General features: G+C 56.5%; 19 protein-coding genes and 1 pseudogene. 7 read left to right on the top strand and 13 right to left on the bottom strand.

The features are described from left to right. Positions 1–34: 34 nt before the first annotated feature. Together HX613_RS03285 and HX613_RS03280 are read right to left on the bottom strand one after the other, a co-directional pair. The gene (locus HX613_RS03285) at positions 35–961 is read right to left on the bottom strand and encodes an alpha/beta hydrolase (protein ID WP_235344057.1); all 927 of its coding nucleotides are present in this window, start codon (positions 959–961) and stop codon (positions 35–37) included. A 729-nt stretch (positions 962–1,690) separates the two neighbouring features. Then, entirely contained in the window at positions 1,691–2,632 is a 942-nt protein-coding gene (locus HX613_RS03280; protein ID WP_087136509.1) for a GlxA family transcriptional regulator, read from the bottom strand. A gap of 107 nt (positions 2,633–2,739) precedes the next feature. On the opposite strand from HX613_RS03280, the gene HX613_RS03275 reads away from it, so the two are divergent. Both HX613_RS03275 and HX613_RS03270 read left to right on the top strand, forming a co-directional pair. After that, a complete protein-coding gene (locus HX613_RS03275; protein ID WP_033107114.1) occupies positions 2,740–3,051 on the top strand; it encodes a putative quinol monooxygenase in 312 nt (103 codons plus the stop codon). Between the two features lie 106 nt (positions 3,052–3,157). Beyond that, positions 3,158–4,483, top strand: a complete 1,326-nt coding sequence (locus HX613_RS03270; protein ID WP_235344056.1) for an ISL3-like element ISPfr2 family transposase — start codon at positions 3,158–3,160, stop codon at positions 4,481–4,483. A 364-nt stretch (positions 4,484–4,847) separates the two neighbouring features. Here the strand turns inward: HX613_RS03270 and HX613_RS03265 are convergent, their stop codons facing one another. The 9 genes from HX613_RS03265 to HX613_RS03225 all read right to left on the bottom strand — a co-directional run bounded on the left by HX613_RS03265 (position 4,848) and on the right by HX613_RS03225 (position 17,106). Beyond that, positions 4,848–5,741 (bottom strand): LysR substrate-binding domain-containing protein, encoded by an 894-nt coding sequence (locus tag HX613_RS03265; protein WP_235344055.1) that lies wholly within the window; start codon positions 5,739–5,741, stop codon positions 4,848–4,850. Between the two features lie 143 nt (positions 5,742–5,884). Continuing rightward, complete coding sequence (locus HX613_RS03260; RefSeq protein ID WP_235344054.1) at positions 5,885–7,261, bottom strand: NADP-dependent succinic semialdehyde dehydrogenase; 1,377 nt, start codon at positions 7,259–7,261, stop codon at positions 5,885–5,887. A gap of 79 nt (positions 7,262–7,340) precedes the next feature. After that, complete coding sequence (locus HX613_RS03255) at positions 7,341–8,318, bottom strand: ABC transporter permease (RefSeq protein ID WP_235344053.1); 978 nt, start codon at positions 8,316–8,318, stop codon at positions 7,341–7,343. A gap of 16 nt (positions 8,319–8,334) precedes the next feature. Beyond that, complete coding sequence (locus HX613_RS03250; protein ID WP_235344052.1) at positions 8,335–9,333, bottom strand: ABC transporter permease; 999 nt, start codon at positions 9,331–9,333, stop codon at positions 8,335–8,337. A gap of 3 nt (positions 9,334–9,336) precedes the next feature. Beyond that, positions 9,337–10,833 (bottom strand): sugar ABC transporter ATP-binding protein, encoded by a 1,497-nt coding sequence (locus tag HX613_RS03245; protein WP_235344051.1) that lies wholly within the window; start codon positions 10,831–10,833, stop codon positions 9,337–9,339. A 26-nt stretch (positions 10,834–10,859) separates the two neighbouring features. Then, the gene (locus HX613_RS03240; protein WP_235344050.1) at positions 10,860–11,993 is read right to left on the bottom strand and encodes a sugar ABC transporter substrate-binding protein; all 1,134 of its coding nucleotides are present in this window, start codon (positions 11,991–11,993) and stop codon (positions 10,860–10,862) included. A gap of 67 nt (positions 11,994–12,060) precedes the next feature. Further along, positions 12,061–13,434, bottom strand: a complete 1,374-nt coding sequence (locus HX613_RS03235; protein WP_235344049.1) for a M24 family metallopeptidase — start codon at positions 13,432–13,434, stop codon at positions 12,061–12,063. A gap of 203 nt (positions 13,435–13,637) precedes the next feature. Next, positions 13,638–14,903: a dihydrolipoamide acetyltransferase family protein gene (locus HX613_RS03230; protein WP_235344048.1), complete on the bottom strand. Its 1,266-nt coding sequence runs from the start codon at positions 14,901–14,903 to the stop codon at positions 13,638–13,640. A 19-nt stretch (positions 14,904–14,922) separates the two neighbouring features. Next, positions 14,923–17,106: an alpha-ketoacid dehydrogenase subunit alpha/beta gene (locus HX613_RS03225; RefSeq protein WP_235344047.1), complete on the bottom strand. Its 2,184-nt coding sequence runs from the start codon at positions 17,104–17,106 to the stop codon at positions 14,923–14,925. 165 nt (positions 17,107–17,271) lie between these two features. Here HX613_RS03225 and HX613_RS03220 point away from each other — a divergent pair, with 165 nt between their 5' ends. The 5 genes and pseudogenes from HX613_RS03220 to HX613_RS03205 all read left to right on the top strand — a co-directional run bounded on the left by HX613_RS03220 (position 17,272) and on the right by HX613_RS03205 (position 20,510). Continuing rightward, complete coding sequence (locus tag HX613_RS03220) at positions 17,272–17,817, top strand: VOC family protein (protein ID WP_328284886.1); 546 nt, start codon at positions 17,272–17,274, stop codon at positions 17,815–17,817. 9 nt (positions 17,818–17,826) lie between these two features. Then, positions 17,827–18,525, top strand: coding sequence for a GntR family transcriptional regulator (locus HX613_RS03215; RefSeq protein ID WP_235344045.1), 699 nt, complete (start codon positions 17,827–17,829; stop codon positions 18,523–18,525). Continuing rightward, positions 18,522–18,971: pseudogene (locus HX613_RS22970) on the top strand (alcohol dehydrogenase catalytic domain-containing protein); the annotation flags it as partial. The gene HX613_RS03215 and the pseudogene HX613_RS22970, both read left to right, overlap by 4 nt. 27 nt (positions 18,972–18,998) lie before the next feature. Further along, complete coding sequence (locus tag HX613_RS03210) at positions 18,999–19,616, top strand: zinc-binding dehydrogenase (RefSeq protein ID WP_235344044.1); 618 nt, start codon at positions 18,999–19,001, stop codon at positions 19,614–19,616. A gap of 24 nt (positions 19,617–19,640) precedes the next feature. Beyond that, positions 19,641–20,510 (top strand): NAD(P)-dependent oxidoreductase, encoded by an 870-nt coding sequence (locus tag HX613_RS03205; protein ID WP_235344043.1) that lies wholly within the window; start codon positions 19,641–19,643, stop codon positions 20,508–20,510. A gap of 1,082 nt (positions 20,511–21,592) precedes the next feature. Here HX613_RS03205 and HX613_RS03195 read toward each other — a convergent pair. Both HX613_RS03195 and HX613_RS03190 read right to left on the bottom strand, forming a co-directional pair. Further along, positions 21,593–22,789: a hypothetical protein gene (locus HX613_RS03195; protein ID WP_235344042.1), complete on the bottom strand. Its 1,197-nt coding sequence runs from the start codon at positions 22,787–22,789 to the stop codon at positions 21,593–21,595. Positions 22,790–22,944: 155 nt separating this feature from the next. Beyond that, complete coding sequence (locus HX613_RS03190; RefSeq protein WP_268826558.1) at positions 22,945–24,294, bottom strand: MFS transporter; 1,350 nt, start codon at positions 24,292–24,294, stop codon at positions 22,945–22,947. Positions 24,295–24,305 lie beyond the last annotated feature (11 nt).

Below are 24,305 nucleotides of genomic sequence, written 5' to 3'. Positions count from 1 at the left end.
GGGCGCAAGTGCGAGTTGGAGCTGAACCTGCAGCTCAGGCATCTTTCAGATTCGAGGCGACCGGCTCGAAGGCTTGGGCAAACCAATTTGCAGCGGCCGCGGCTGCGACGTTTGTGTCTGCACGGTCGGAGTAGAGACTCATGTGACTAACTGCGGGTAAGAGTTCGAGGCGTTTGTGCGGTGATGCGACAGCATTGAAGGCAGCTATTTCGCGATCCCACATGGTGATGTTGTCGCCTTCGGCGACGATGAGCATGACCTTCGTGTCAAGAATGCGACTCAGGTAGGGAAAAACCGAGTAGTTGAGCAACAATTCTGTCGACTCCACAGTGCTCTCGTGGATGTGTCGCTCGGCTTCCCCCGATTCCTTGAGACGGTGGAATACCTCACCAATGTTGGGAAAGGGCCAAGTCGACAGCTGAGTCGATGGCGTGGGTGAGCTCATCGGGAGGAAATTGCCAGCGTTTCCCTTAGCGCGTTCACGTCGATCGTCAAGGATGAAATCTTCGAGCTTGGCGAAGTTGATCTCGCCGTGAGCGCGGCGCATATTGTCGTAGCCTTCGACTACAGGAACAACCCCTACCACTGACTTCACTCGAGGATCAGTAGCAGCAAGAACGAGTACGTGACCCCCGCTGTATGAGATCCCAAAGGCTCCTAGCTTCTCTGAATTGACATCGTCACGATTCTCCACATAACTCAGGGCATTCTTATAGTCGGAGATTTGCTCCCAGGGATCGATATGCTGCCGCCGATCGCCGCTACTCTCCCCGAACCCGCGGTAATCGAATCCAAGAAACTGGACACCCTGTTCTTCTACGATCCGTGCAACGTGTGGAAGTACAATCTCCTTCACATAGCACCACCCTCCTCCTGCAACTACGGTGGGCAGTGGGCCAGTCGCTCCATCAGGGCGGAAGAGCGTGCCCACCAGAGTCTCGCCGTCGCTGTTGAATGTCACTCGCTGTTCCATTTGTGCCGCTCGCTTTCACATTAGGGCCGCAGTGTCGATGCCAGCCATCGACGATCAGCTACGACCTGGAACTCGAGTCTACGAATGGTGACAAGGGGAGGAATGTCTCAATTCTGAGTCATATGAAGCTGACCTCGAATCTTTGCCGTGTAACTGCTCGCAGCGCACCACGAATTGAGGCAATGCGTCAGGGACGACTTCATTGCCTCAGGGGAATAGGTCTACCGCTTAACGGTTTAATGGGATCAAAAGCAACTATGCAAATTCGCCAGGTCCGGCAATTGCGGTTTTCAGGCAAGCTCTCAAGAACAGCGAAGCAAAAGGGCTCTTCCCAGATGAAGGTGTAGGTCGGCCGGGCGCGTCGGTCCGCAGATAGACGTCGAGGTCTCCCGACGATGGAGGTTCCTACGCCATCCACCCGAAAGACCTCGACGTGCCCGACGCTACCCCGCCGGCCGGCTTCGGCCGCCCTGACCTAACCGCCTTCGCGGCTCATCCCAATCGGCTCTGATCGGGTCTGCTGACCCTCTCGACGAGAACGCAGCGACATCACAGCCACCCAACCCCGACCGTCCGGGAAGCCGGGGCACGTCACATGGGCTGTGCTGCGGGCGTGTCGAGTGGGTAGTCCAGGGGCGACGCAGGAGCGTCGACGCGACGTGCTGAGAGGTGGTTCCAACCGAGCACTAGCACACCGGCTACAGGCATGGCGATAGGTCAGGAACGGCGTCGCTCCCTGCGCAGGAGGGAGCGCAGAGTCTCGGCGTTTGCGTAGCCGACCCGTAGCGCGATCTCGGCGGAGGTGAGGTCCGTGGTTGCTGAGAGGTGTCGAGCTCGTTCGGTGCGAAGCCGTTGGACGAAGCCGAGCGGAGTGAGGTTGAGCGCCGCACGGACTCGTCGTTCGAGGGTGCGCCGGCTGGTGCCGAGCGACTGCGCGACGAAGGCGACGTTGAACGGTTCGTCCAGGCGGGCGCGCACGAAGCGTTCGAACTCGACGACGATCGGGTCCTCGTGCCGGAGATGTTCGTAGGCGACGAAAGCCGCCTGCGACGGGCGCTCGTCGATGATGAGGAGCTTGGCGACATGTTGGGCCAGGTCGGGGCTGATCGATCGCACGAGTGAGAGCGCGAGGTCGATGTGGGCGAAGGCGGCGCCGGCGGTGACGAGGTTCCCGTCGACCACGACCATGGTGTCGAGATCGAGGGCGACGGTCGGATAGCGCTTCCGGAACTCCGGCCCCAGGAACCAGCTGGTCGTCGCCCGCCGATGATGCATCCGTCCTGTCTCGGCGACGGCGAACACGCCGGTGCACGCCGCGGCGATCCGGGTGGTCGCGTCGTCGAGGCGCCCGAGCGAGGCGATGACCGAACGAGCATCTCGGCTCTGGAGGGCGTCGTGGGTCGCGGCGGCCGTGAGGGTTCCAAGCGCAGGGACGACGACCACGTCGAACTCTCCGGACTCCGGCAGCGGGTGGTCCACCGACAGGGTCATCGATGCCGTCGTGGTCACTCGCCGTTTCGGTCCGAGGATGGCGAGTTCGATTGGGTCGATCCGCGGGTCGACATCGCCGCGGGCTCCGTCGGCCACCCGCACGATGTCGATGATCGACGCGATAGCCGAACCGAAGCAGCCGTCGATCGCGATCAGTCCGATACGCATGACGTAAACAATAGCAATACTGCCGTATACGCCACTCCCCACCGGCCCTCGCTCGTCATACGCTGAACTCGTCCCACGAAGAACCCCGACGTCAAGGAGAGTCCCTCATGTCCACACCCGCATCACTTCCGTATGCCTTCGTCGCCAAGATCGTCGCGGCCGATGGACAGCACGACGCGGTCGCTGATCTGCTCGCCGGCGCTGTCGCACTCGCCAACGAAGAAGTAGGAACGATTGTCTGGTTCGCGGTCAGGACCCACGCCGACACCTTCTGGATCTTCGATGCATTCCCCGACGAAGCCGCTCGCGACGCCCACGCCAACGGCGCCATCGTCGCAGCCCTGATGGCCAACCAGCACCTCCTCGGCGCAGCACCCGAGATCCTGGCGGCCGACGTCCTCGCGTCCAAGCTCCCGTAGTCCGCCAACGCACGAGACGATCGGGCCCGCCGAGTCGGTCCGCAGATAGACGTCGAGGTCTCCCGACGATGGAGGTTCCTACGCCATCCATCGGAAAGACCTCGACGTGCCCGACGCTACCCCGCCGCCCGGCTTCGGCCGCCCTGACCTGACCGCCTTCGCTCGACTCGACGGCCGCGGTCTGAGCGTGATCGGGCAACGACTTGAACCGGATCGTGCGGTCCTCGCGTGCCGCGTGGTGGAACCAGATCAGTGGTGCCGACGGTGCGGCAGCGAAGGCGCTGCTCGTGACACCGTGATCCGGCGGTTGGCCCACGAGCCGCTGGGCTGGCGACCGACCGTGCTGGAAGTTGTAGTGCGCCGCTACCGCTGTGCAGACTGCGGACACGTGTGGCGCCAAGACACCAGCGCCGCGGCGGAGCCACGCGCGAAGCTCTCGCGCACCGGGCTGCGGTGGGCGCTGGAAGGGATCGTGGTCGCACACCTCACCGTCGCCCGTGTCGCCGAGGGACTCGGGGTCGCGTGGGACACCGCCAACAACGCGGTCCTGGCCGAAGGCAAGCGGCTGCTGATCAACGACCCCACGCGGTTCGAGGGCGTGAAGGTGATTGGCGTCGATGAGCACGTCTGGCGCCACACCAGGCGTGGCGACAAGTACGTCACCGTGATCATCGACCTCACCCCGGTCCGCGATGGCGCCGGCCCAGCAAGGCTGCTGGACATGGTCGAGGGCCGGTCGAAGGCGGCGTTCAAGACCTGGCTCGCCGACCGCGACGACGCCTTCCGTGACGCGGTCGAGGTGGTCGCGATGGACGGCTTCACCGGGTTCAAGACCGCCGCTGCGGAGGAGATCCCGGACGCGGTCACGGTGATGGATCCCTTCCACGTCGTGCGCCTGGCCGGTGAAGCCCTCGACAGGTGCCGGCGCCGGGTCCAACTCGCGATCCACGGGCACCGTGGGTTCAGGGACGATCCGCTCTACAAGTCGCGGCGCACGCTGCACACCGGCGCGGACCTGCTCACCGACAAGCAGAGAGACAGGCTACGCGCGCTGTTCGTTGATGACGCTCACGTCGAGGTCGAGGCGGCCTGGGGTGTCTACCAGCGGATGATCGCCGCCTATCGCCACGAGGACCGGCAACGTGGCCGCGAGCTCATGGAGAAGCTGATCACCGACCTCAGCGCCGGCGTCCCCAAGGTGCTCACCGAGCTCACCACCCTGGGCCGGACCCTGAAGAAGCGAGCCGCCGACGTGCTCGCCTACTTCGAACGACCCGGCACCAGCAACGGGCCGACCGAGGCACTCAACGGACGGCTCGAACACCTGCGCGGTTCCGCACTCGGGTTCCGCAACCTGACCAACTACATCGCCCGAAGCCTGCTCGAGACCGGCGGCTTCAGACCCCAACTCCTACACCCCCGATTGGGATGAGCCAGCAAAAGGAAGCCCAACGGTTCCGTAGCCACTCCTGGTCGAGAGCATGCAACGGACTCAAACGACGCGAGTTTCTAATCTCTGGGGCATTTAGCTCGCATACGATCACAATTATCTAGCCGCTCGTTCTGAGGGCTCCTGAACATTTCCCACGGGAATCGCCACCCAGTACTTCGGTGCATGATGTCCCGCAGCTAACCCGGCAATCCAAATCCACGCGCAGCGGGGCCTAAAAAACTCTGAACATCTCTCAGTACGCGTCCGCCAGTTGTACAGATCAGCCGAAAGCATTCTAATTTCGAGGTCTATTATCTTTATTTACCCGTTCGACGACGAAACCGCCTATTTCGAACAGTCGAAACTAAGTTGCAAACTCGTCTGAGGCAATATTGAGTACTCGGGCAACGACGGGCTTCACTGGTTCATCTCGACGCCAAGCCATTCGCAATTGCACTGGCGGAGTTTCGTCAACGAGAGGCACAAAAGCCACGTGCGGGTCAGAGACGTTCTCCGCAACGCTTGATAGCGTTAGTGCGGGACCGATCTCCGCAGCTACAAGCGCCAATACAGTCCAAGTATCCGGAGCAACTTGGGCTATATCCGGGACGAACCCTTCACTCCTTCCCAACCTTTCGAGACGATCTGTGAGAACCGAGCCCTGAAATGGGCGCAGAGCGACAAACGGTTCGTGGGCAAACTGGCAAATTCGGACTTTGTTCTCGCCGGCGAGGGGGTGCGACACAGGCAACGCTATGACCAAACTTTCAGTGGCGATAACTTGGCTGCTTATTGACGCCGGCATGTAGTCCCAGCGCCCCATACCAATATCAATCTCTCCCCGGACAATCCGGCGCATAAGAACCTGTGCAAAGTTCTGGCTTTCGAGCACTAGACCGACTCTTGGCTGTTCGCGTCGGACGCGCCGCGCGAGCCTACTTATCATTGAATAGGTCGAAGCTCCTGCAAAACCCACACGGACTTCCCCTATTTTGCCGCCGAGCGCGTCACGAACTGCACGGTGTCCGTCGAGCTCGGCATCGAGGAGCCTGCGAGCAGGACCAATGAGCGCAAGACCAGCCGCGGTCAACGATACTTGCCGTGTCGACCGCACGAACAACTCAGTCTCGAATTCCCTCTCGAGATTCTTGATAGTTTTAGTTACCGGTGGTTGAGTCATGTTCAAACGTGCTGCGGCGCGACCGAAATGCAGCTCCTCCACCACAGCCAGGAAGACTTCGGCCTGACGTGATTCCATCTTGGACTACCTCATCTCTAAAGTCGCAGCACACGACACACAGCTGGCTCGAGCCAATTCCCCGAAGCGGGGCTGAACTCATGAACTGCGATCTCCGAAATACAGTGAAGTGTCCAGCTCTGGCGCGGTCCAGACGTACGCCATCACCCGCGCCACACAGTCTTCAGGTTGCAGAATTCGCGGATGCCTTCGGCGGACAATTCTCTACCGATACCGGAGTCTTTCACGCCGCCGAATGGCAGCTCAGGGTATGAAACAGACATGCCGTTGACGAATACTGCACCAGCTTCAATACCATCCACAAAGAATGCCTCTTCTGCAGAATCTTGCGTCCAAACTGCCGAGCTGAGTCCAAACGTTGTGTCGTTCGCTAGCTCAAGCGCCTCTTGTCGGTCGGCAACCCGAAACACGGTAGCAACTGGGCCGAACGCTTCTTCTGCATACAAGCGCATCCCCTTTGTCACACCTGTGATCACTGTAGGTGGGTAGTACCAACCTCCGCCTTCAAGCTTTTCCCCTCCAGTGGCGACTTTTGCGCCGTGTTTTCGGGCGTCGCCAACCAGCTGGTGAAGCTCATCTCGCCCTGTTGAGGTAGCAATTGGGCCGACGTCGGTCTCTTCGTCCATTGGCGGACCAACTTTGAGAGACTCCATCGCCACCACAAACTTATCGACAAAAGAGTCATAGACATCAGCATGAACGATAAACCGCTTCGCGTTGATACATGCCTGCCCATTATTCGACGTTCGGGAAGTTACCGCAGTCGCAACTGCTCGGCTAATGTCAGCGGATGACATCACAATGAACGGGTCGGAACCGCCAAGTTCGAGCACGGAAGGTTTCAGCTCCGCTCCGGCTATTGCGCCTATGGATCGGCCAGCAGGTTCTGAACCAGTGAGAGTAACGGCAGCCACTCGACTATCGCGTGCCACTGCCTCAACCCGAGACGCTGGAATGAGAAGCGTCCGAAAGCAACCGGCTGGGAAGCCAGCGCGTTCGAACAGTGAATCGAGGTACAACGCCGACTGCGGAACATTGGAAGCATGTTTAAGCAGTCCGGTATTACCAGCCATCAATGCAGGCGCTGCAAAGCGAATGACCTGCCATAGTGGGTAATTCCACGGCATTACAGCGAGGACAGTCCCCAGTGGTTGATAGCGGACTGATGCAGACGATGCTCCTACGACGCTTGGACGTGGCAACTCGTGGCCAGACAAGAATTCTTGTGAATGTTCCGCGTAGAACCGCATCCCAGTGACGCATTTTGCTACCTCACCGCGCGCTTGCGTAATGGGCTTGCCCATCTCCTTGACGATAGTCGTTGCGACATGTTCCGATTCAGCCTCGAGCATGTCCGCAGCTCTATGCATCCACGCAGCCCGCTTGGGAAAATCGGTGTGTTTAAGAGCGACGAAAGCCCTTCGGGCTTCGTCAATCTTTATGTCGACTTCGTCGTTATTATGCGGAGAGTACTCCCTGATAACAATTCCAGTCGCGGGGTCCGTTGTGGCGATAGGCATTTGAAATCTCCTAGTGTGTATATTCAGGTACGCGGTTTGTAACGCAGGTATAGACCAAGGTGCAAATCAGTTTGAACGACTATTGCGTTACCGCTTCAGCCATCGCTCTTCTCTTTGTAAGCCGCCGAGCCTTGACGACGCGATCAAGGAGGAAGTCTGAGAGAAGCAACACAATGAGCGCCGTCCCCAGGACCAGGGAATGCATGTACGACGGACTCGCTAGGGTTGCCATTCCTGCTGTCAGGACACCGACGATCAAAATACCGATGAGCATGTTCCATACGTTGCCGACGCCGCCGTACAGACCGACTCCACCAATCAGAGCAGCTCCGACAGCGAGTAGAAGCAAGTCGCTTGAACCTTCAGGTGCTGCGCTTCCACCTTTTAGGCACGTGATCCCGCCAGCAAGCCCGGCACCCGCGCCAGAGGCCATGAACGCCAGGGTCAGCGACGACCTCACCGGCACGCCGGCCGCAGTCGCTTCTATTCGCGAACCACCGATCGCATAAATGTTTCGTCCAGGACGTGTGTAGGCTAGGAAGAGTCCGAGGATAGCGAGGCAAGCGATCGCAATTGTGCTGCTCGGGGACAAAAAGAGCAGTCGTGTATGCAGTGGGTCAGTTACCGTAAAGTCGTCGAGCACGATCGGTTGGCCACCAGCGAAGATGTATGCGCAGCCGCTGAAAAGAATTAGAGTGCCAGTGGTAAACACAAGCGAATTGATGCCGAGTTTCGCAATTGCGAAGCCCTGTATACCACCGAGTAATGCACCGCCCAGCAACGCGCTGAGAATGCCAGCCACCAATCCAAATTCCCCCATTCTGACCGCAACTACCCCCATCATCGAGGCCATAGAGGCGACAGATAGGTCCAATTCCCCAGCGATCATGGTGACTGCGAGGCCAGCCGATGCAACCCCGACAAAAGTCATCTGCTCAACTACAGCGAAAAGCGATGATTCTGACCTGAAACCTGGAGACGCAATTAGAAAGATCGCGATGGCGGCGACAAGAATCGCTAAGCGTAGACCGTAGTCCCGCAAGAACTCTAAGGACATGACAGGAGCTCTCATTTCAAATCGCCTTCTTTCGCAGTACATGAAGTAGGGAGACCATAAGCACAACGAGGGCGCCCACGGACGCCAAGCGCCAGCCGTGTTCAAAATCGTGCAGGACCATGACGTTGCCGAAGATTGCGATCGTTAATGCTCCAAGGGCTGAGCGGGTGGGTGAACCGAAGCCGCCTTGAATAGCGGTACCACCTACGAGGACAGCCGCGATCACATCTGAAGTCATCGTTGCCAAGTCAAGCGTCGTCGCTTGGCCCGCCTGTGCAGCGACGACTATTCCTGATAGAGCGGTGCCAACGCCAAACAGGATAAACGCCGCAATCGTTGCACGGGAGTGGGACAGTCCACTTAGTCGAGCAGTCGCCCTATTCGCTCCAACGAGTAGGACTTCGCGTCCACTAACTGTCTTGTCGATACAGAAGATCGCGATGATGGTGAACCCCACGAAGATGTAGATCGGCAGTGGCAGTCCGAGCGGGCTGTTAAGCGCGATCCATCGGTAGTCGGCTCCCGGAGCGGACACAACATCGCCACCAGTCACGACAGTGGCTAAGCCAAATATTACGGCGCCTACTGCCAAAGTAGTGATCATGGGATTAAGACCAACTGATATGACTGCCCCCTGCATTGCTCCAATCGCTGCGAGCAAGGCCAGGGTCGCGCCGCCGGCGAGCCAGACGTTAGCGCCGAAGGAGAGCAGTCCGAGGAAGGAAATCGCGGCCAGGACTCCTTGTTGAGTGACTCCCAGAGACACCAGATTTCCTGACATTGTGACGGCGGTCATCCCCACCGCAGCGATTCCGATCACTGAGGTGTTAAGAAGAATTCCTCGGATATTGTCAAAAGAAAGAAAGCCCGGAGTACTCACTGTCGCGATTGCGATAATGAGAACTAATAGTGATGGCAAGGACCACCGTGTGATGATGTCGGCCGTCTTTCGGCCTCCGAGCTTGGGCTTCAGTGCTGAGGTTCCGCTCGCGTCTGCAAGACTTGAAGTATTCACTGGTCACTCGCTCCTATTCATTACGGAAGCAACCAAACGGTCTTCGGTCCAGTCATCTGCTGGCCGCATCTCCGCAAGTTCTCCGTGGTAGAAAGTGCCGATTGTGTCGCACAGGCCGTAGATCTCCGCAGTATCCGATGAAGTGACAATCACCGTCATCCCGCGATCGCAAAGCTCTCGCAACTTCCGGTAAATATCAGCGCGTGCGCCTACGTCCACACCTCGCGTGGGTTCCTCCACTAAAAAGACCCGGGGCTCATTGCCTAGCCATCTTGCGAGAACAACCTTCTGCTGATTGCCTCCCGAAAGTTGCCCGACGCTTGCTCCCAGCCTCGTTACGTCGATCGTGAAGCTCGATGCGTACTCTGTCGACTTTTCACGCTCTCTACGGCTGATGAGCACTCCAGCCGAAGATATGCGTTTGAGCCAAGAGGCGGATAGATTCATCAGAATCGAAAGGCCCGCGAATATCCCGTTCCGCTTTCTGTCTGAAGTCACATAGGCGATGCCCTCTCGAATTCCGGCAGCGCGTGTACGTGCGTGCAACACTTCGTTATCGATCGATATCGTTCCGGTGAGTATTTCGGTCTCACTACCGATTGCTTTGATAATAAGATCGGCGCCGGAACCTAACTGACCTGTCAAGCCCAAAATCTCTCCCTGTCTTGCTACGAAGCTCACTGGCTTACGCAGACCAGCTACGTGAACATTTTCCAAGCGAATTCGTTCGGACCCGAAGGACTCTGCCTTTTCCGGAAAGAGGCTGCCTAGTCGCCGACCAAGCATGAGAGCGATTACCTCATCCACGTTCGTTTTCGCTGTCACTACGGACGGCTGGGAAAGTCCGTTGCGGAAGATGGCTACTTTCTCGCTGATCGCGAAGACCTCTGGGAGTCGATGAGTTACATATATAATCGAGATGCCTCTCGACGCGAGGCGGCGCACAACATCAAGAACGCGTGCAGCCTCTGTGTCAGAAAGAGCTGCAGTCGGCTCGTCGAAGATTACGATACGTGCATCACGCGCCAGCACTCGGGCGATCTCGAGTAATTGCATTTCAGCCACCGATAGCTCTTCAACCAAAGTGCGTGGATCTAGGTGGCTGAGCCCAACCTCTGCCAGGAGCTCATTTGCGCGAGCTCTTAGGTTGCGTCCGGTCCAGAAGAAGGGCGCCTCGTTACTACCGAGCGCAAGATTTTCGGCAATAGTCAACGCCCCTACGGTGCTGTACTCTTGCTGAACCACAGCTATTCCAGCCGCCTGGGACTTGCTGCTGGACGAAAGGTCCACTGGAACACCGTCAATTTCGATTGTCCCTTCATCGGGCGTAACAAGTCCCGAAAGTACTTTGACAAGCGTGCTCTTTCCGGCACCGTTCTCTCCCAGCAACGCGACGATCTCTCCGGGTTGGATGGTGAACTCGACGTCGGTCAACGCTCGGACTGCCCCGTAGCGCTTACTTAGACCAGTTGCACGCAGACGCGGGTTCTCTCCAGTCATGGTTCCTCTTTTCTCCCCGTTGAGCTCTACTGTGAGCCGAGCTGTTCATATGAGAGACCCCAGAACTTGAAGTCGTCGATCTGATCAGCCTTGATGGGCGGGTTGGGCATATACGTCGTTTTTGCGGGCGGCTCGACCTTGAGCTCGGGTTCCTCGTCGGTTACCTCAAGATCGACTGTCTCGTCGGTGACCTCTCCAGTGGCGATGTATTTGGCCACGGTCTGGACCGATACCTTTCCTTCGATGACCGGCGATTGGATAACAGCTGAATACACTGAGCCATCCTTGAGAGGAGTTTTGTCGCCTGCATCGTTACCTGCGATCACGATGACATCCTTGCCCGGCTCTAGACCGTTCTGTTCCAATGCTGTGTTAGCGCCGGCGGCCATCGACAAGTTCTGCGCGGTAACGATGTCAATGCCCTTATTCAAGTACTTCGGAACCACTTGGCTGGCTGTTTTGAACGTTCCTTGAGAGTCAAAACCTTGAGCATTCGGTTCGCTCTGCAGGATCTTGAACGGTTCATTCTTCGTCGCAGCTTTGAAGCCCTTCTGTCTATCGATCCCAGATTGGTAGCCGGCGGGGAAAGTGAATTCGAGAGTGTTTCCTTCCGGTGAATGCGGCTCGTCGATCTCGGAGCGTGCCTCAATGGCCATTTCACCCATCGCTTCACCAATTCCATAGGCTTTCACTCCGGCGTAGGCCGTGATGTAGTCTCTGCCTTCAGCTAGGACATCCTGATTCGTCTGGACTACCGGAGCGACTTGCGACAGAAGACGCGATGAATTGATACCCGCTTTTGCGTTTGACGGCCACCAAATGAAAGCGGCAGGGTCCTCACCAGTGGCCAGGAACTGTTGTACCTGCTGGTCCTGCTCTGACTGGTCCGCCTTGCTTTCGAATATCTTCAGCGAGTATCCGAGCGCATCAGCTTCGTCTTTGGCAGACTCGGCCCAGTCCTTCATATAGATCGTCGCTGTCGACGGCATGAACGCCACGATCGACTTTCCGTCGCCATCGATGTGTCCCGAGCCCTCTACCTGGTCTTCGGACGAAGTCGAATCGGAGGAGCAGGCAGATGCCGAAATTAGTAGTGCGCCAGCTGTGAGTACAGACATCAGGTTGCGCGCCGACAGGGTTCGCTTGTGTGTGAATGACATATCAACTCCGTTGGTGATGGGCAGCTGGGCGGTCGATTGACCGCCCAGCTGGATGGATGGTGCGTTGCTAGATGCTTGAGGAATCGTTGTTGGCTGTGAATAGCGGAGAGTTCAGATGCGATTGCGAATCGCGGGTCAAATTCATCGGGCCGTCGACAGTGAAGTAGCGTTGTCCACCTGCCACCATGAGATTCTCCGCGGGGAACTTCGTGATCACTTCACATCCGTCGGCCGTGACGACGAGTTCTTCTTCGATGCGAGCCGCGCCCCAGCCGTCAGAGGCCGGCCAGTATGTCTCCAGAGCAAACACCATTCCCTCTTCGATTACTTCTGGATGGTCAAAGGAGACCAATCGGGAGAAGATCGGCTTCTCCCAAATCGACAGACCGACTCCATGGCCGTACTGAAGTGCGAACGCTGCCTCTTCGTCCGGGAATCCGAATTCCTGAGCTTTGGGCCAGACTGAAACGATGTCCGCAGTCGTGACACCCGGCTTGACAAGAGCTATTGCCGCATCCATGTACTCACGAGCGCGGACATATGCATCCCGCTGAGCACGTGAGGCTGACCCGACAGAGAACGTCCTGTAGTAGCAAGTCCGGTATCCATTGAAGCTGTGCAGGATATCGAAGAATGCAGGGTCACCGGGGCGGATAAGCCTGTCGGAGTAGACATGTGGGTGTGGCGCGCACCTCTCGCCTGATATCGCGTTCACTCCTTCAACGTATTCAGAGCCAAGCGAGTAGAGTTTGTTGGCGACTAAGCCGACTGCCTCATTCTCGCGGACACCCGGGCGGAGGAACTCGTAGAGATCTTCGTAGGCGGCATCGACCATGGAAGCGGCTTGCGACAACAGTCCGATCTCATCGGACGTTTTTACTCGCCGAGCCTCCATGAACACTTGTTGTCCGTCGACAACCGTGATCCCCTCGCGCTGCAATGCGAACATGATGGGGAGCTCAATGACGTCGACGCCCAATGCCTCGTCCGCAAGCCCGAATTTCTCCAGCTCACGCTTAATCCTCTTTGCGAGCGATTCGGCGATTCCAGCGTCTGGGTGGAAAGCTCCGCGAAGGACAGAGACGCCTGCCCGTGCTCCGTTTTCCTCGCGCGGCTTAATGGCTCCGTGATGGGGTGCGTGCGGGTGGGCATCCATTTCCATGCTGGTCTGGTTGAGCCAGGGATTATATAGCTCGTGATGCTTCGCTGCGGAGCCGAAGTCCCACGAAATAGGGTCGGAGTTGCGCGTCAGAAGACTGAATCTGATTAGTTTGTCCATCGCCCATGTGCCTATGTGCGTGGCCGTCATGTAACGAATGTTGGAGAAATCGAATGCGAGAATGGCACCCATATCCGATTTTTCCAACTGCGCGCGCAACTTAGCGAGCCGCTCGCTACGAAGACGCTCAAAGTCGATGCGCGCTTCCCAATCAACTGACATCGTTCCTTGAGTACCTGTAGGCTTCATCGTCCTTTACCTTTCATAATTCTTATGTCAGACGACCGGCTGGTGCCGACCGCCTCGGGAATGGTTATAGTCCGCTTTCGTGTTCAAAGGTCTTCCACGTTGTGGTTGGCGGGGAGAGACATCAGTCTCCGCTTGATCCCGCTGGCTGAATCTATTACTCACCTTCTCCTGTCTCTTCACAATAGAATCGACATCGGGTTTTCGATGTGCTGTTTGAAGGCCGCCATCCACTTCGCAGCCAGTGCGCCGTCGATCACCCTGTGGTCGGCGGACAGAGTAACCGTCATCATTCGGTGGGCTTCAACGGAGCCGTCCTCTACGACGATTGCACGCTGTTCGGCGGCGCCCACTGCCAGGATTCCGGACTGCGGAGGATTGAGAATGGCTGTGAACTCTCTTGTCCCATACATGCCAAGATTTGATACCGCGAAGCTCCCGCCGACAATCTCGTGCTGTTTGAGCCCCCCGGAACGTGCGCGATCCGCGAGGTCTCCCACGACCAGACCGATCTGACTGATTGACAATTTGTCGACAGATTTCACGACTGGAGTAACCAGCCCACCGTCGGTTGCGACAGCGACGGATATGTCCACGCTTGAGTAGCGACGAATCGTGTCTCCGTTCCAAATAGCGTTAGCATCTGGAACTTCTTCGAATGCTGCCGCGACTGCCTTCACGATGAGGTCGTTGACTGAGACTTTTCGCGTGGCGATAGCGTTGATCTTTGAGCGCAGCTCCAACAGTTCGTCCATTCGGCACTCTGCCGAAAGATAAAAGTGAGGAATTGTCGACTTGCTCTCTGTCAAGCGTCGCGCGATAGCTCGACGCATTCGATCGTTTGGCACGTCGGTGAATTCGTCTGACTGCTCAGTAGGATCGGAATCAGTTCGTTCGCCCTGATCGTCCGAATTAGAGCTCGGAGTTTCGGATCCCTCTGATGCGGCTAGAAAGCGCTCCATGTCCCGTCGCACCACTCGCCCGCCTGGGCCGGTACCTTGAATCTCCGAAACGTCGACATCGTTCTGAACAGCCAGTCTCCGGACAAGGGGGCTAGCGAAAACTCTTGGTCCGGCGTATCGAGCAGATGAAGCCGGCTGCAGAGGTTCAGTCTTTGGGGCCTCGGGGTCTGGCCGAACGCTTGAAGCAGATTGTGCAGAGGAACCGGTCGGTTCGGTTCGCACTTCAAGCTCCAAAGCAGCATCTACTCGAGACGCATCGTCGGTATCGTCTCCGATTGCAAGTATGGGAGTCCCAACCGAGACATCCTCGCCCGCCGAGACCAGAATGCGGGCCACTACGCCTTCAATCTCAGATTCATATTCGGCGACGGCTTTCTCCGTCTCGATTTCCGCAAGCGGTTGACCCACTGATACTGAGTCGCCTTCGGACACTAGCCAGTTCTGGATAGCCGCTTCGTCGATTCCAGCTAGCACTTCCGGCATTCGAACAACTGTCCCCATGTCAGACCTCTCCAAATCCGCGCCGTACAGACTCGAGTCCGTGAATGACTTCCTCCGTTTTTGCTATTGCCGCTCGCTCCAAGACTCGCGAGATGCTCGGGGATGCTTCCTGACCACTGACTCGGGCAACTGGCTGGTCGAGCCAGTCAAAGAATCGGCGCTGGATCTCATCCGCCAGCCATCCGCCGTAGGAAGTTCCCTGGGCACCTTGCTCGACGATGAGCACGGCATTGGTCTTGCGAATACTTGCTTCTATCGTCGTCCAGCCAATCGAGGCCCTGTCGAGCCACCGCAGATCAATAAGTTCTGCGTCGATCTGCGATTGCTCAATCGCCTCGCGCGAATGCTCAACCATGGAAAGGTAGGTCAGCACCGTGAGATCGTTACCTTCCCGCACAACTGCGGCGTTGCCAGGGGCAATGATGTAGTCGAGGTCGCCGGCCGGGACTGTGTCCTTCTTCCCGTAGAGATCGACGTGCTCGATAACCAACACGGGATCCTCCAGTGCCAGTGCCGCGTTCATCAGACCGACATAGTCGGTGGCGTTAGAGGCGGCTACAATTCGCCAGCCTGGACTCGTTGCGAAGATCCCTGCGGGATCCATCAAATGCTGGGAGCCATAACCGCTGCCCATTGCGACTTTGGTTCGAAGTACAAGAGGCACAGGGTTGTCCCCACCAAACATGTGTCTAGCCTTACCGACCTGGTTAAATACCTGATCGGCGGCGACCCAGACAAAATCGGGATACATAAATTCGACTACAGGTCGGAACCGCCCGTCGAGCGCTAAGCCACCGGCCAAACCGAGAAAGGCGTTCTCACTAATCGGCGTACCGAGCACTCGTCCGCTGCCGAATTCTTTGATGAGCCCCTTCGTCGCGCCGTTGGTTCCACCGTTGAGTTTGTGCACGTCTTCGCCTAGTACAACGATACGTTCGTCGTCATGCATTCGACGGTTCATGACTTCTGCGACGGCACCGACGAACTTGACTTCTCGACGCTCCGAGCTCGCCGTTTCCAGAGTCGGCAGACCTTCCAACTCACTCGCGTCCCCACGAACCCCGACGTTGACGAAGTCAGGCGAAGGCCAAAGGTTGGTCCTGATCCTTCGTTTTCCGCGATTCTCCGGATCCGCTTCGATCAATTGATCTACCGTTGTGCTCATGACCTCCTTGCACCGTTCTTGGAGGTCAGATACCTCCGCATCGGAGATCAGATCGAGTTCGATCATCTTTCGACGCATCAGTGATAGCGGATCGCGCTCCTTCCACTCCTCTTCCTCTCCCTTGCTCCTGTAGCCAAATGCGCTGCCTGGGTACGGACCATTCTGATGAAAATAGCGGTAGACCTCGGCCTCGATGATGACAGGTCCCTCTCCCGCTCTCATCCTCTTGGCAGCCTCAGTCGTGGCAATATGAACGGCTAGTGGATCCATGCCGTCGACACGCCACGATGGGATGCTGAAGCCCTGGCCCCGGACAGAAAATCTCGGGTCTGCAGAGATCTCGTCAGCTCGAGTTGAGACAGCGTAGAGGTTGTTCTCGATGAAGAAAGCAAGCGGTAGCTTCCATGTCGCTGCCAGGTTCATGGACTCGAGAACTGACCCGATTTGTGAGGCTCCATCTCCCAGATAGTTGATTGTGACGTCTGAAGTCCCATCGTGCAGTTGAGCCCACGCATTGCCTGCTGCAATCGGGGCACCGCCACCCACGATGGCGTTCGTTCCCAGCGCCCCGGCCTCGAACCATTGCAAGTGCATCGACCCTCCCCGACCACGGCAGAATCCCTCGCTGAGGCCCAGGATCTCTGACAGTGTCCGGTGAACGACGGATTCGACCTCCGCACTGTAGTCCGCAGTCGGATCAAGGTCCCCTTTCGAGACATGTGTCAGCGCTTTAGCGAGGAACTGATGGTGCCCCCGGTGAGAACCGTTCACTGCATCTGTCGAGCGTAGCGAAGCAATCGAACCGACCGCTCCGCCTTCTTGACCGATGCTCGAGTGGGCAGGGCCGTGAACAAGGCCCTCGCTCGCGAGATCAAGCACCGTTTCTTCAAACGCTCGGATCAGATGCATTTCGGAAAGCATCGTCTTGAGCAACTGCGGATCTGCCGACCGCCAATCCGCAGCAGTCGATTTGATCTCCGTCCAGTCGGCATCTGTCTGCAGCCGGCGCCTCTTTGCCATGTTTGCAACTTTCTATAGTTCTTCGCCTCTGACGTCTTTGTGAAGAACACCATACTCACAGATTTAATACAATTCAACGCCTCAAGAGGGTCGAATCAGGTATATTCGCATCGGAACGAACCTGATATTATCCAATCAGGTGAACCTTGACCTCGAGGAGGAGTAGTGTCGTCGAACAGTCTCAGTGGTGTGCCAGGACTTCAAGGCACAGATCACATAGGTTTCAATGTCCCCGACATGGAGGCCGCCCACGAGTTCCTCGTTGACGTGATCGGCTGCGACTTCATTTATGAACTCGGGCCGAAACAGGCAGAGGATGACTGGATGCAGGTACACCTCGGTGTGCATCCCGATACCGTGATCAGAGCGATCCGTTTTTACCGCTTGCGGAACGGCGCCAACTTCGAAGTCTTCCACTACGAACCCGCAGATCTGCCGGGACCGCCACTCCGCAACAGCGACCCGGGCGGGCACCACATCGCGCTCTATGTGGACGATATTGACGAGGCGATTCAGTACTTGCGGAGCAAGAATGTGGAGATAATGGGGGAACCATCGCCGAGCTCAGAGGCGGCGCAAGGACAGAAGTGGGTCTATTTTCGAAGTCCATGGGGCCTACAATTCGAGCTCGTAAGCTACCCGCAGGGGAAAGCGTACGAGCAAGGGGCAGAACGCTTGCTCTGGCACCCTGCCCACCCTGTCCGAGATTAGGGAGATCCTTTGGCTTCTTTAACGATCGATCACGGAGCGACCGGCGCTCACATAGCAGAAAAACTCCGCGAGGACATCCTTGCAGGTTTGTATGTACCGGGCGAACGCATACGTCCAGATGAAATTGCAGAGCATCATGGGGCGAGCCGTGTGCCCGTGCGTGAAGCACTCCTCAAGCTAGAGAATGAGGGGCTAGTCACCATGATCGCTAACAGAGGATCCTGGGTCTCTGAGCTTAACCAGCTCGAATGCCAAGAGCTCTACCATATGAGAGAGCATCTCGAACCCATGTTGCTGGGTCTCAACGTGCCGCTAATCAAAGACGCCGACATCGACGAGTTGCAGAGTTTGGCCAATGAGATGGAAGCATGCGACGACGTCGAGTCGTTCTTGACGATGGACAGAGAGTTCCACCTCTCGCGTCTCCGGTACGCCCCAACTGTCGTCCTAGCCGAGACGGTGCTCTCTCTCTGGAACCGGACTCAACATTATCGTCGAGCGGTCACCCGACTGTATTACACAGGTGGCGACCTCAGTCTCCACCACGACCACCAACTTATTGTTGGAGCACTTAGGCGGCGAGACGAACATGAGGCTACTTCTTCATTGGCCACGCACATTCGACGCAGTCGAATGGAGTTAGCAAAGCATCCTGAAGTTTTCGCCGAAGCGCGATCTTCAAAGCACACGACTACAAGGAGACAATGATGTCCAAGACTGGAGAATTGGGATTCGCAAGTACAATGCGGGCTGCAGTCCTTCACGGACGGCGCGACCTCCGTATAGAGGAGCGACCGGTTCCTACGCCGGCCGCTGGCGAAGTACTCTTGCGCACCGCTGTCGTCGGCGTCTGCGGAACTGATGCTACCGAATGGTCTGTTGGGCCTAAATTGTTTCCAGTTGCACACGCGCATCGTGTCAGCGGTCATGTCGGCCCAATGATCATAGGACACGAGTTTTCAGGAACAGTCGTCGACGTGGGCCACGGCGTCTCGGAGAGCTGGATCGGAAAATTAGTTGGCTCTTGTGGGGCACAACCATGTGGGGAGTGCGTTGCCTGTACCTCGAATCGTTCTAACCTATGTCGGGACTATTCCTCTGTCGGTGTTTATAGAGACGGCGCCCTCGCCGCTTACGTCACAGCTCCGGTCGAAAGTTGTATTGATGCGGGAGAACTTGGCGTGGGGGCAGACGAAGCAGCACTCTTCCAGCCAATGGCTATAGCAGTACACGCGATGCGGCGTGCCAAGGTCCAGGCTGGCGACTGCGCCGTGGTTCAAGGAATTGGCGGCATTGGCGCTTTCCTTGTTCATGCTCTCGTCGAACTTGGCGCGGTGGTGACTGCGGTAGACCTGTCGGAGGAGCGTCTTAATCTCGCCCGCGAGATGGGAGCGAACAGAGTAATCACTGGTGGAGGAACAGACACCGTAGCTAGAATCGCGGCCGAAATTGGCCATGCCATACCAATCTTCTATGAAGTGACAGGGTCCGTGAGCGGCTTAGAAGTCGCGCTTGAGGTCTCACCCCCTGGGACACAGATAGTTCAAGTGGGGATCCATAAAAAGCTCCGTGAAGTAGACCTTGCACGTTTGACTCTACGGGAACTCTCACTGTCGGGAACAAATGCTCTCGTCCGCGAAACAGACTTCGTCGATGCTGCACGGCTCGTGGCTTCTCGGAGAGGTCGTTGGAAGTCTATTGCACCTGAACCAATAGCAATCGAACACGTGGTCGACGGCGCGCTTCGCCCAATGGCCGAGGGAAATCCTCCCGCGGTCAAAATGCTCGTTCAACCGTAACCCCTACTCGTAAGGAGAACAAAGATGACTGACGTCGCCTTTATCGGCTTGGGCACTATGGGAGCGGCCATGGCCTGCCGTTTCTTGGAGGCTGGATATCGGGTTCATATCTGGAACCGTTCAGACGCGCCAGCCGCTCGTTTAGAAGCTAAAGGCGCAATCACGGCGGAGTCTCCAGCCGCCGCCATGTCTGTAGGATTAACATTCTCGATGCTTTCAAACGACCAGGCTGTGGAGGCCGTTTTCTCGGAGGAGACACTCGCAGACGCTCACGGAAAAGTTCACGTCAATATGGCGTCGGTCAGCGTTCAAACTGCCCGAGAAATCAGCAAACGGCACGAGCGCAATGGAATTGACTATGTCTCTGCACCTGTTCTCGGTCGACCGAATCTTGCCAGAACTGGACAATTGAACATTGTCTCTGCTGGAGAACAACGAATCCTCGATATAGTGGAACCGTACTTACAGGTTCTAGGCAAACGAATCTGGAGAATCGGGGCGGAACCTGCATTAGCCAACCTCGTCAAGATCGGTGTCAACTACAATCTAATCCACGCCCTCCAGGCACTCGCGGAATCAGTCACGCTAATGGAACGTGGAGGAGTCGACGGCAAACAGTTCGTCGACATTCTCACTGATGCAGCATTCACTGGAAGTGCATACACTGGTTACGGACCTATGATAGCCGATCGTGCGTACTCCCCTGTTGGATTCTCCATGAATCTCGGACTCAAAGATCTGGCCTTGACAGAGCAAGCAGCGGTCGAAGTCGGCTCTTCATTACCTAGTGCACCAGTTCTTCGGCAGATCTTCGCCGAAGCCTGCGAAGATCCAGATCTCAAGGCACTGGACTGGTCCGGGATGGCGGAGATTACCCGGCGCCGTTCTGAATAGGTACAAGTACATGCCTGTACTCCAGCCGACCCTTATCGGTGAATAATTCTATCTACACTCAGGTCACTCTGATTGTGCCGTTTCTCGCTTGCGAATAGGGCATTCCAACAAACTATACAGAAATCGCTAATCGACGGCGGGACTGATTTAAGGAGAGGTGACAATCAGAGAGTCATGCTACGACAGCAGCTGATTTTATGATTGCTTCGTGCTCGCCATTCGACCCAACCGTGCCTGTCGACGACCTCGGTGATGTTCTCGACTAGGCGCGTCACCGTGTTCAGCAGGATACTACTGGGCGCCGCGGTCGAGCGAGAGACCTTTTGTATTGGTCACGCAGGACGCCACACACGACCGCTGATGTGCTGACGAAGCAAGCAGCAACTACAGGTCTCGGCGGTGAAGGCGCCGAACCTGGCCGCAATCGACGCATCAGTAGCGGTGGAGGCGGATGTGGAGTGTCACGAAACGGTGGCCCAAAAGGCTCGTGCATTATATTGTTGCGGATCCTTGCATAGCCATCATATCGCCAGCACGAAACGTCGTCGCATTGGGACAGTAATCCAGGATAGCTCTGCGACGGGTGATGAGGTCGCCGCTACAGGCTAGGTTGAATTGCTGCCCGGATGGACTCGATGAGAACTTCCATCTTCGAAAGACCTCGGAATCTATCCGGGCAGCGACTCGCCTTGCTCTGGAAAAGCCGATTCAATCCGGAAAGGCCAGTCACCCTTCGAAAAAGACCAAACTCCGAAAGCACAGAGCCAACCCACAACCGACTTCTCGGTAGAGTCAATGCCTATTCGTTGCACAGAAGTCTGCAACCAACTTTTCCGATTCTCAGAGAGAATCCCTCCCCACGCGAATACCACGTCTCACATTCCGTTGATCGGTTGACAGCCTTCTGCGTAGCTCCCTCGCCACAAATGCAATCAGCTCCCAGCGGCGAAAACAATCGTGTGCGGACCGACGAGACGCCCCTTAGCGTCCCGCCAGACCACAAGTTGCGGAGAACGACGGTACGCCCACATCCACAGCTAGAAGCACACGTTGCGCGCAAATGCCCGAAAGACTAGCTAAAGCTAGGGGCAATAAAATACAGCGTCGGCACTAACCGAGCATCCGTCTATAAATGAATCGGGAGAACGATCACCGACGAATGAGACAGCGACACTGTCCCCAACCATATCGTGAATCGCAGCGAACACATCCGACGCGTTGTTGATGTCCTTGAGATAAATGCGCAGCCGCACCAGATCAGCAATTGACCGTTCGTACAATGCACAAATCTCTTCGATCTGAGTCAAAATGTCGCGCGTCTCCAGGGCAACGGGATTCGTGTAATAGCTCATTGGAACTTGCTCTTGGCAGCGCGGGCCGGCAAGACATGTGGCAGTATGCACGAAGTCACCAATGCGAGAAGATCTAGGCCCGCCCCACACAGAGGGATCTTTCGACGCTAAACTGCTCATATCTCGATCAGCAGATCGAGTAGCCATAGCAGTTATCTCGATTCTCCCATCTTGCCAATGCAGCTGCGAAGCCGGACTAAACTGCAGCACAGGAAGTTCATTGTGAAATATTGATTTCAACGCAGAAACCACGGGAGCAACCTCGCGCGCAAGATTCTTCAGATGGCAATGCAATACTGTTATGTCGTTAACGCTACAGCCTTCAGCGTCCAGGCGCGGCGTTAGCTTTTCCCTGAACAACCATTCAACTGCATCTTGACTGGGAACGCTAGCCCACCTAGAAAGATCAGCAGATGCCGCGGCGTCACCTACTGTAACACCGGCAAAATACAAGTCGCCAGCCACTTCGATGCTCTCAGAGAACAGCAATACGTCCGCACCACGCGTCCGCTCAACTACGGCTGCTGACCCAGCATACGCCGCGATGTCCAACTGCATGTATCCCGCCCTTGTCGCCAAATCAGAAACTCCAATCGCAGTCGTACACGGCAACTCGTCGCCAAACAGAGACTGCCTCCCCGGATAGCTAGCCGTGACCATAGTTCTGTCGTCCGTCATATACTGAATAAGGTGAAGGATTCCGGAGCTCGGGCAGTTCAGCGCCGAAAGCACTTCTTTCGCGTATGTGTAGGTGTCGTTAGACCAAAGACGCTGCGACCATTCTCCTGGCCCATAAGCAGGTGCTTCACTAATGAAAACTCCGGGCGCGAATACGTGATCGGCGACTCGAACCGCAATTGGGAACTTTCCTTCGCTCTTAGTGTCGAACACCATCAGACGGTTCGATACTCGCTTGACTTCTAACACTACTAAGCTCCTTCTCATCCAACTATTAGTGATTATCGAAAATTCGTCTATTTGAGTACGTAATACTATCCTGACCAAGGTCAGTAGACAGTTATGGGGTCCTTCCCAAGTCGGAACTTTAGGACCGATAACCTCTCTATATAAAAGTATTTGCTTCAAGCAGGTTCGCTACCTTTTGTCCGCCTTTCCGGCATTTTCCTGCTCCTCAAGACTCCAGCAGCAAAAATACAGATAAAAGCGACTATGGCTGGCACTGATGCAAGCCGAAATATTGAGTAGGAGCTCCATCCTGCATCAACGAGAAGCCCGACACCAAGTGGCGAAAGGATTGCGCCGATGCGCCCCGCACCGCCTCCTATGCCTACTGCCGACGCCCGAACCTCCGTCCGAAAGAGTAATAGCGCAAGCACCGAAAGACTTCCCAACACTGCCAGCATGCACATTCCCAGGACAAAGGAAAGTGCGTAAATTGTCGCCACGCTTGCAGTCACCATAGAAAGTGCGATAAAAGCCGCGATCCCGCCGGCCAATAATCCCAAGCAACTTGCAAACGCAGAGTAGCGTGTCGTTAAAGCCGAGAATAAGAGAGCTCCTACTGCCCCGCCTATCGAAAAGAATGTTATTGCGCGTACGCTCTCGCCATCCCCGATCCCAGAAAGCACTAGCAACTGGGGCAACCATAGGTTTGCCATATAGTAGGCACCATTAATCATAACAAACGCGATCGCAAGAATGACCATCGCTATTGATTTCAAACTGAGATCTGCTGACCTCCCATGTTCGCGATTAGAGGAGACTCTGAGCATGGTGCTTGGATCGAATGGTTCTGTGGTCCGGACAAATCGTTCCAGTCGCTCTCGCGACGGTTGATGCTGTCTTCTTTTCCGACTGGAATCAAGAAAATCCGGCGTTTCGGGAAGTAGGAGGAACAACGCGATGAGGACCATTAGGGTCGCTGCTCCCCCTGCGAAGAATATTGAACGCCACCCGAGGTGCGTTATTAGATACTCTCCCGCTGCTCCCCCGATTGCGGAGCCAGCCGGCGTGCCAACTACGCATAGTCCGATCGCGGTCGCCCGTCTATGCAATGGAAAGAATTCACCGACTATTAGCGCTTGGATGGGGATGACTGCACCTACTCCTATACCGGTAAGAAACCGTGTTGCCATTAGAAACTCGGAAGAGGAGGTAACACCGGATAGGACCATTCCCAACCCAGCAAGAGCGATGCAGAACAGTTGAAGATTGCGTCTCCCGTATCGGTCTGCGGATGGCGCCACTAGAACAGCTCCGAGCAGCATCCCGACCGATCCGGTCGAAAGCAGGAGGCCCGTTGTAGCGCCGCTCAACTGCCATTCTGAACTCAGAGGAACTGCGGCGATCGACATGGCGATGATGTCTATTCCTTCCACAGCTGAGCACAAGATACATAAAACAAGTACGACAACTTGTAATCGTCCAACGGGTCGTATGTCTATTTCTTCACGGAGTGACACGAAAAGCATCCTTATCGTCT

The organism is Brevibacterium sp. UCMA 11754, from assembly GCF_021532275.1.
In the GTDB taxonomy this organism is placed as follows: domain Bacteria; phylum Actinomycetota; class Actinomycetes; order Actinomycetales; family Brevibacteriaceae; genus Brevibacterium.
Note: the sequence above shows the minus strand (reverse complement) of the source record. Positions and strands in the feature narration are given on the sequence as shown.

Bases quoted from the DNA above. Each gene is read 5' to 3' on its own strand.
- HX613_RS03280 (WP_087136509.1), bottom strand. From the start codon at position 2,632: ATGCGTATCGGACTGATCGCGATCGACGGCTGCTTCGGTTCGGCTATC.
- HX613_RS03275 (WP_033107114.1), top strand. From the start codon at position 2,740: ATGTCCACACCCGCATCACTTCCGTATGCCTTCGTCGCCAAGATCGTC.
- HX613_RS03265 (WP_235344055.1), bottom strand. From the start codon at position 5,741: ATGGAATCACGTCAGGCCGAAGTCTTCCTGGCTGTGGTGGAGGAGCTG.
- HX613_RS03260 (WP_235344054.1), bottom strand. From the start codon at position 7,261: ATGCCTATCGCCACAACGGACCCCGCGACTGGAATTGTTATCAGGGAG.
- HX613_RS03255 (WP_235344053.1), bottom strand. From the start codon at position 8,318: ATGTCCTTAGAGTTCTTGCGGGACTACGGTCTACGCTTAGCGATTCTT.
- HX613_RS03245 (WP_235344051.1), bottom strand. From the start codon at position 10,833: ATGACTGGAGAGAACCCGCGTCTGCGTGCAACTGGTCTAAGTAAGCGC.
- HX613_RS03240 (WP_235344050.1), bottom strand. From the start codon at position 11,993: ATGTCATTCACACACAAGCGAACCCTGTCGGCGCGCAACCTGATGTCT.
- HX613_RS03235 (WP_235344049.1), bottom strand. From the start codon at position 13,434: ATGTCAGTTGATTGGGAAGCGCGCATCGACTTTGAGCGTCTTCGTAGC.
- HX613_RS03230 (WP_235344048.1), bottom strand. From the start codon at position 14,903: ATGCCGGAAGTGCTAGCTGGAATCGACGAAGCGGCTATCCAGAACTGG.
- HX613_RS03225 (WP_235344047.1), bottom strand. From the start codon at position 17,106: ATGGCAAAGAGGCGCCGGCTGCAGACAGATGCCGACTGGACGGAGATC.
- HX613_RS03205 (WP_235344043.1), top strand. From the start codon at position 19,641: ATGACTGACGTCGCCTTTATCGGCTTGGGCACTATGGGAGCGGCCATG.
- HX613_RS03190 (WP_268826558.1), bottom strand. From the start codon at position 24,294: ATGCTTTTCGTGTCACTCCGTGAAGAAATAGACATACGACCCGTTGGA.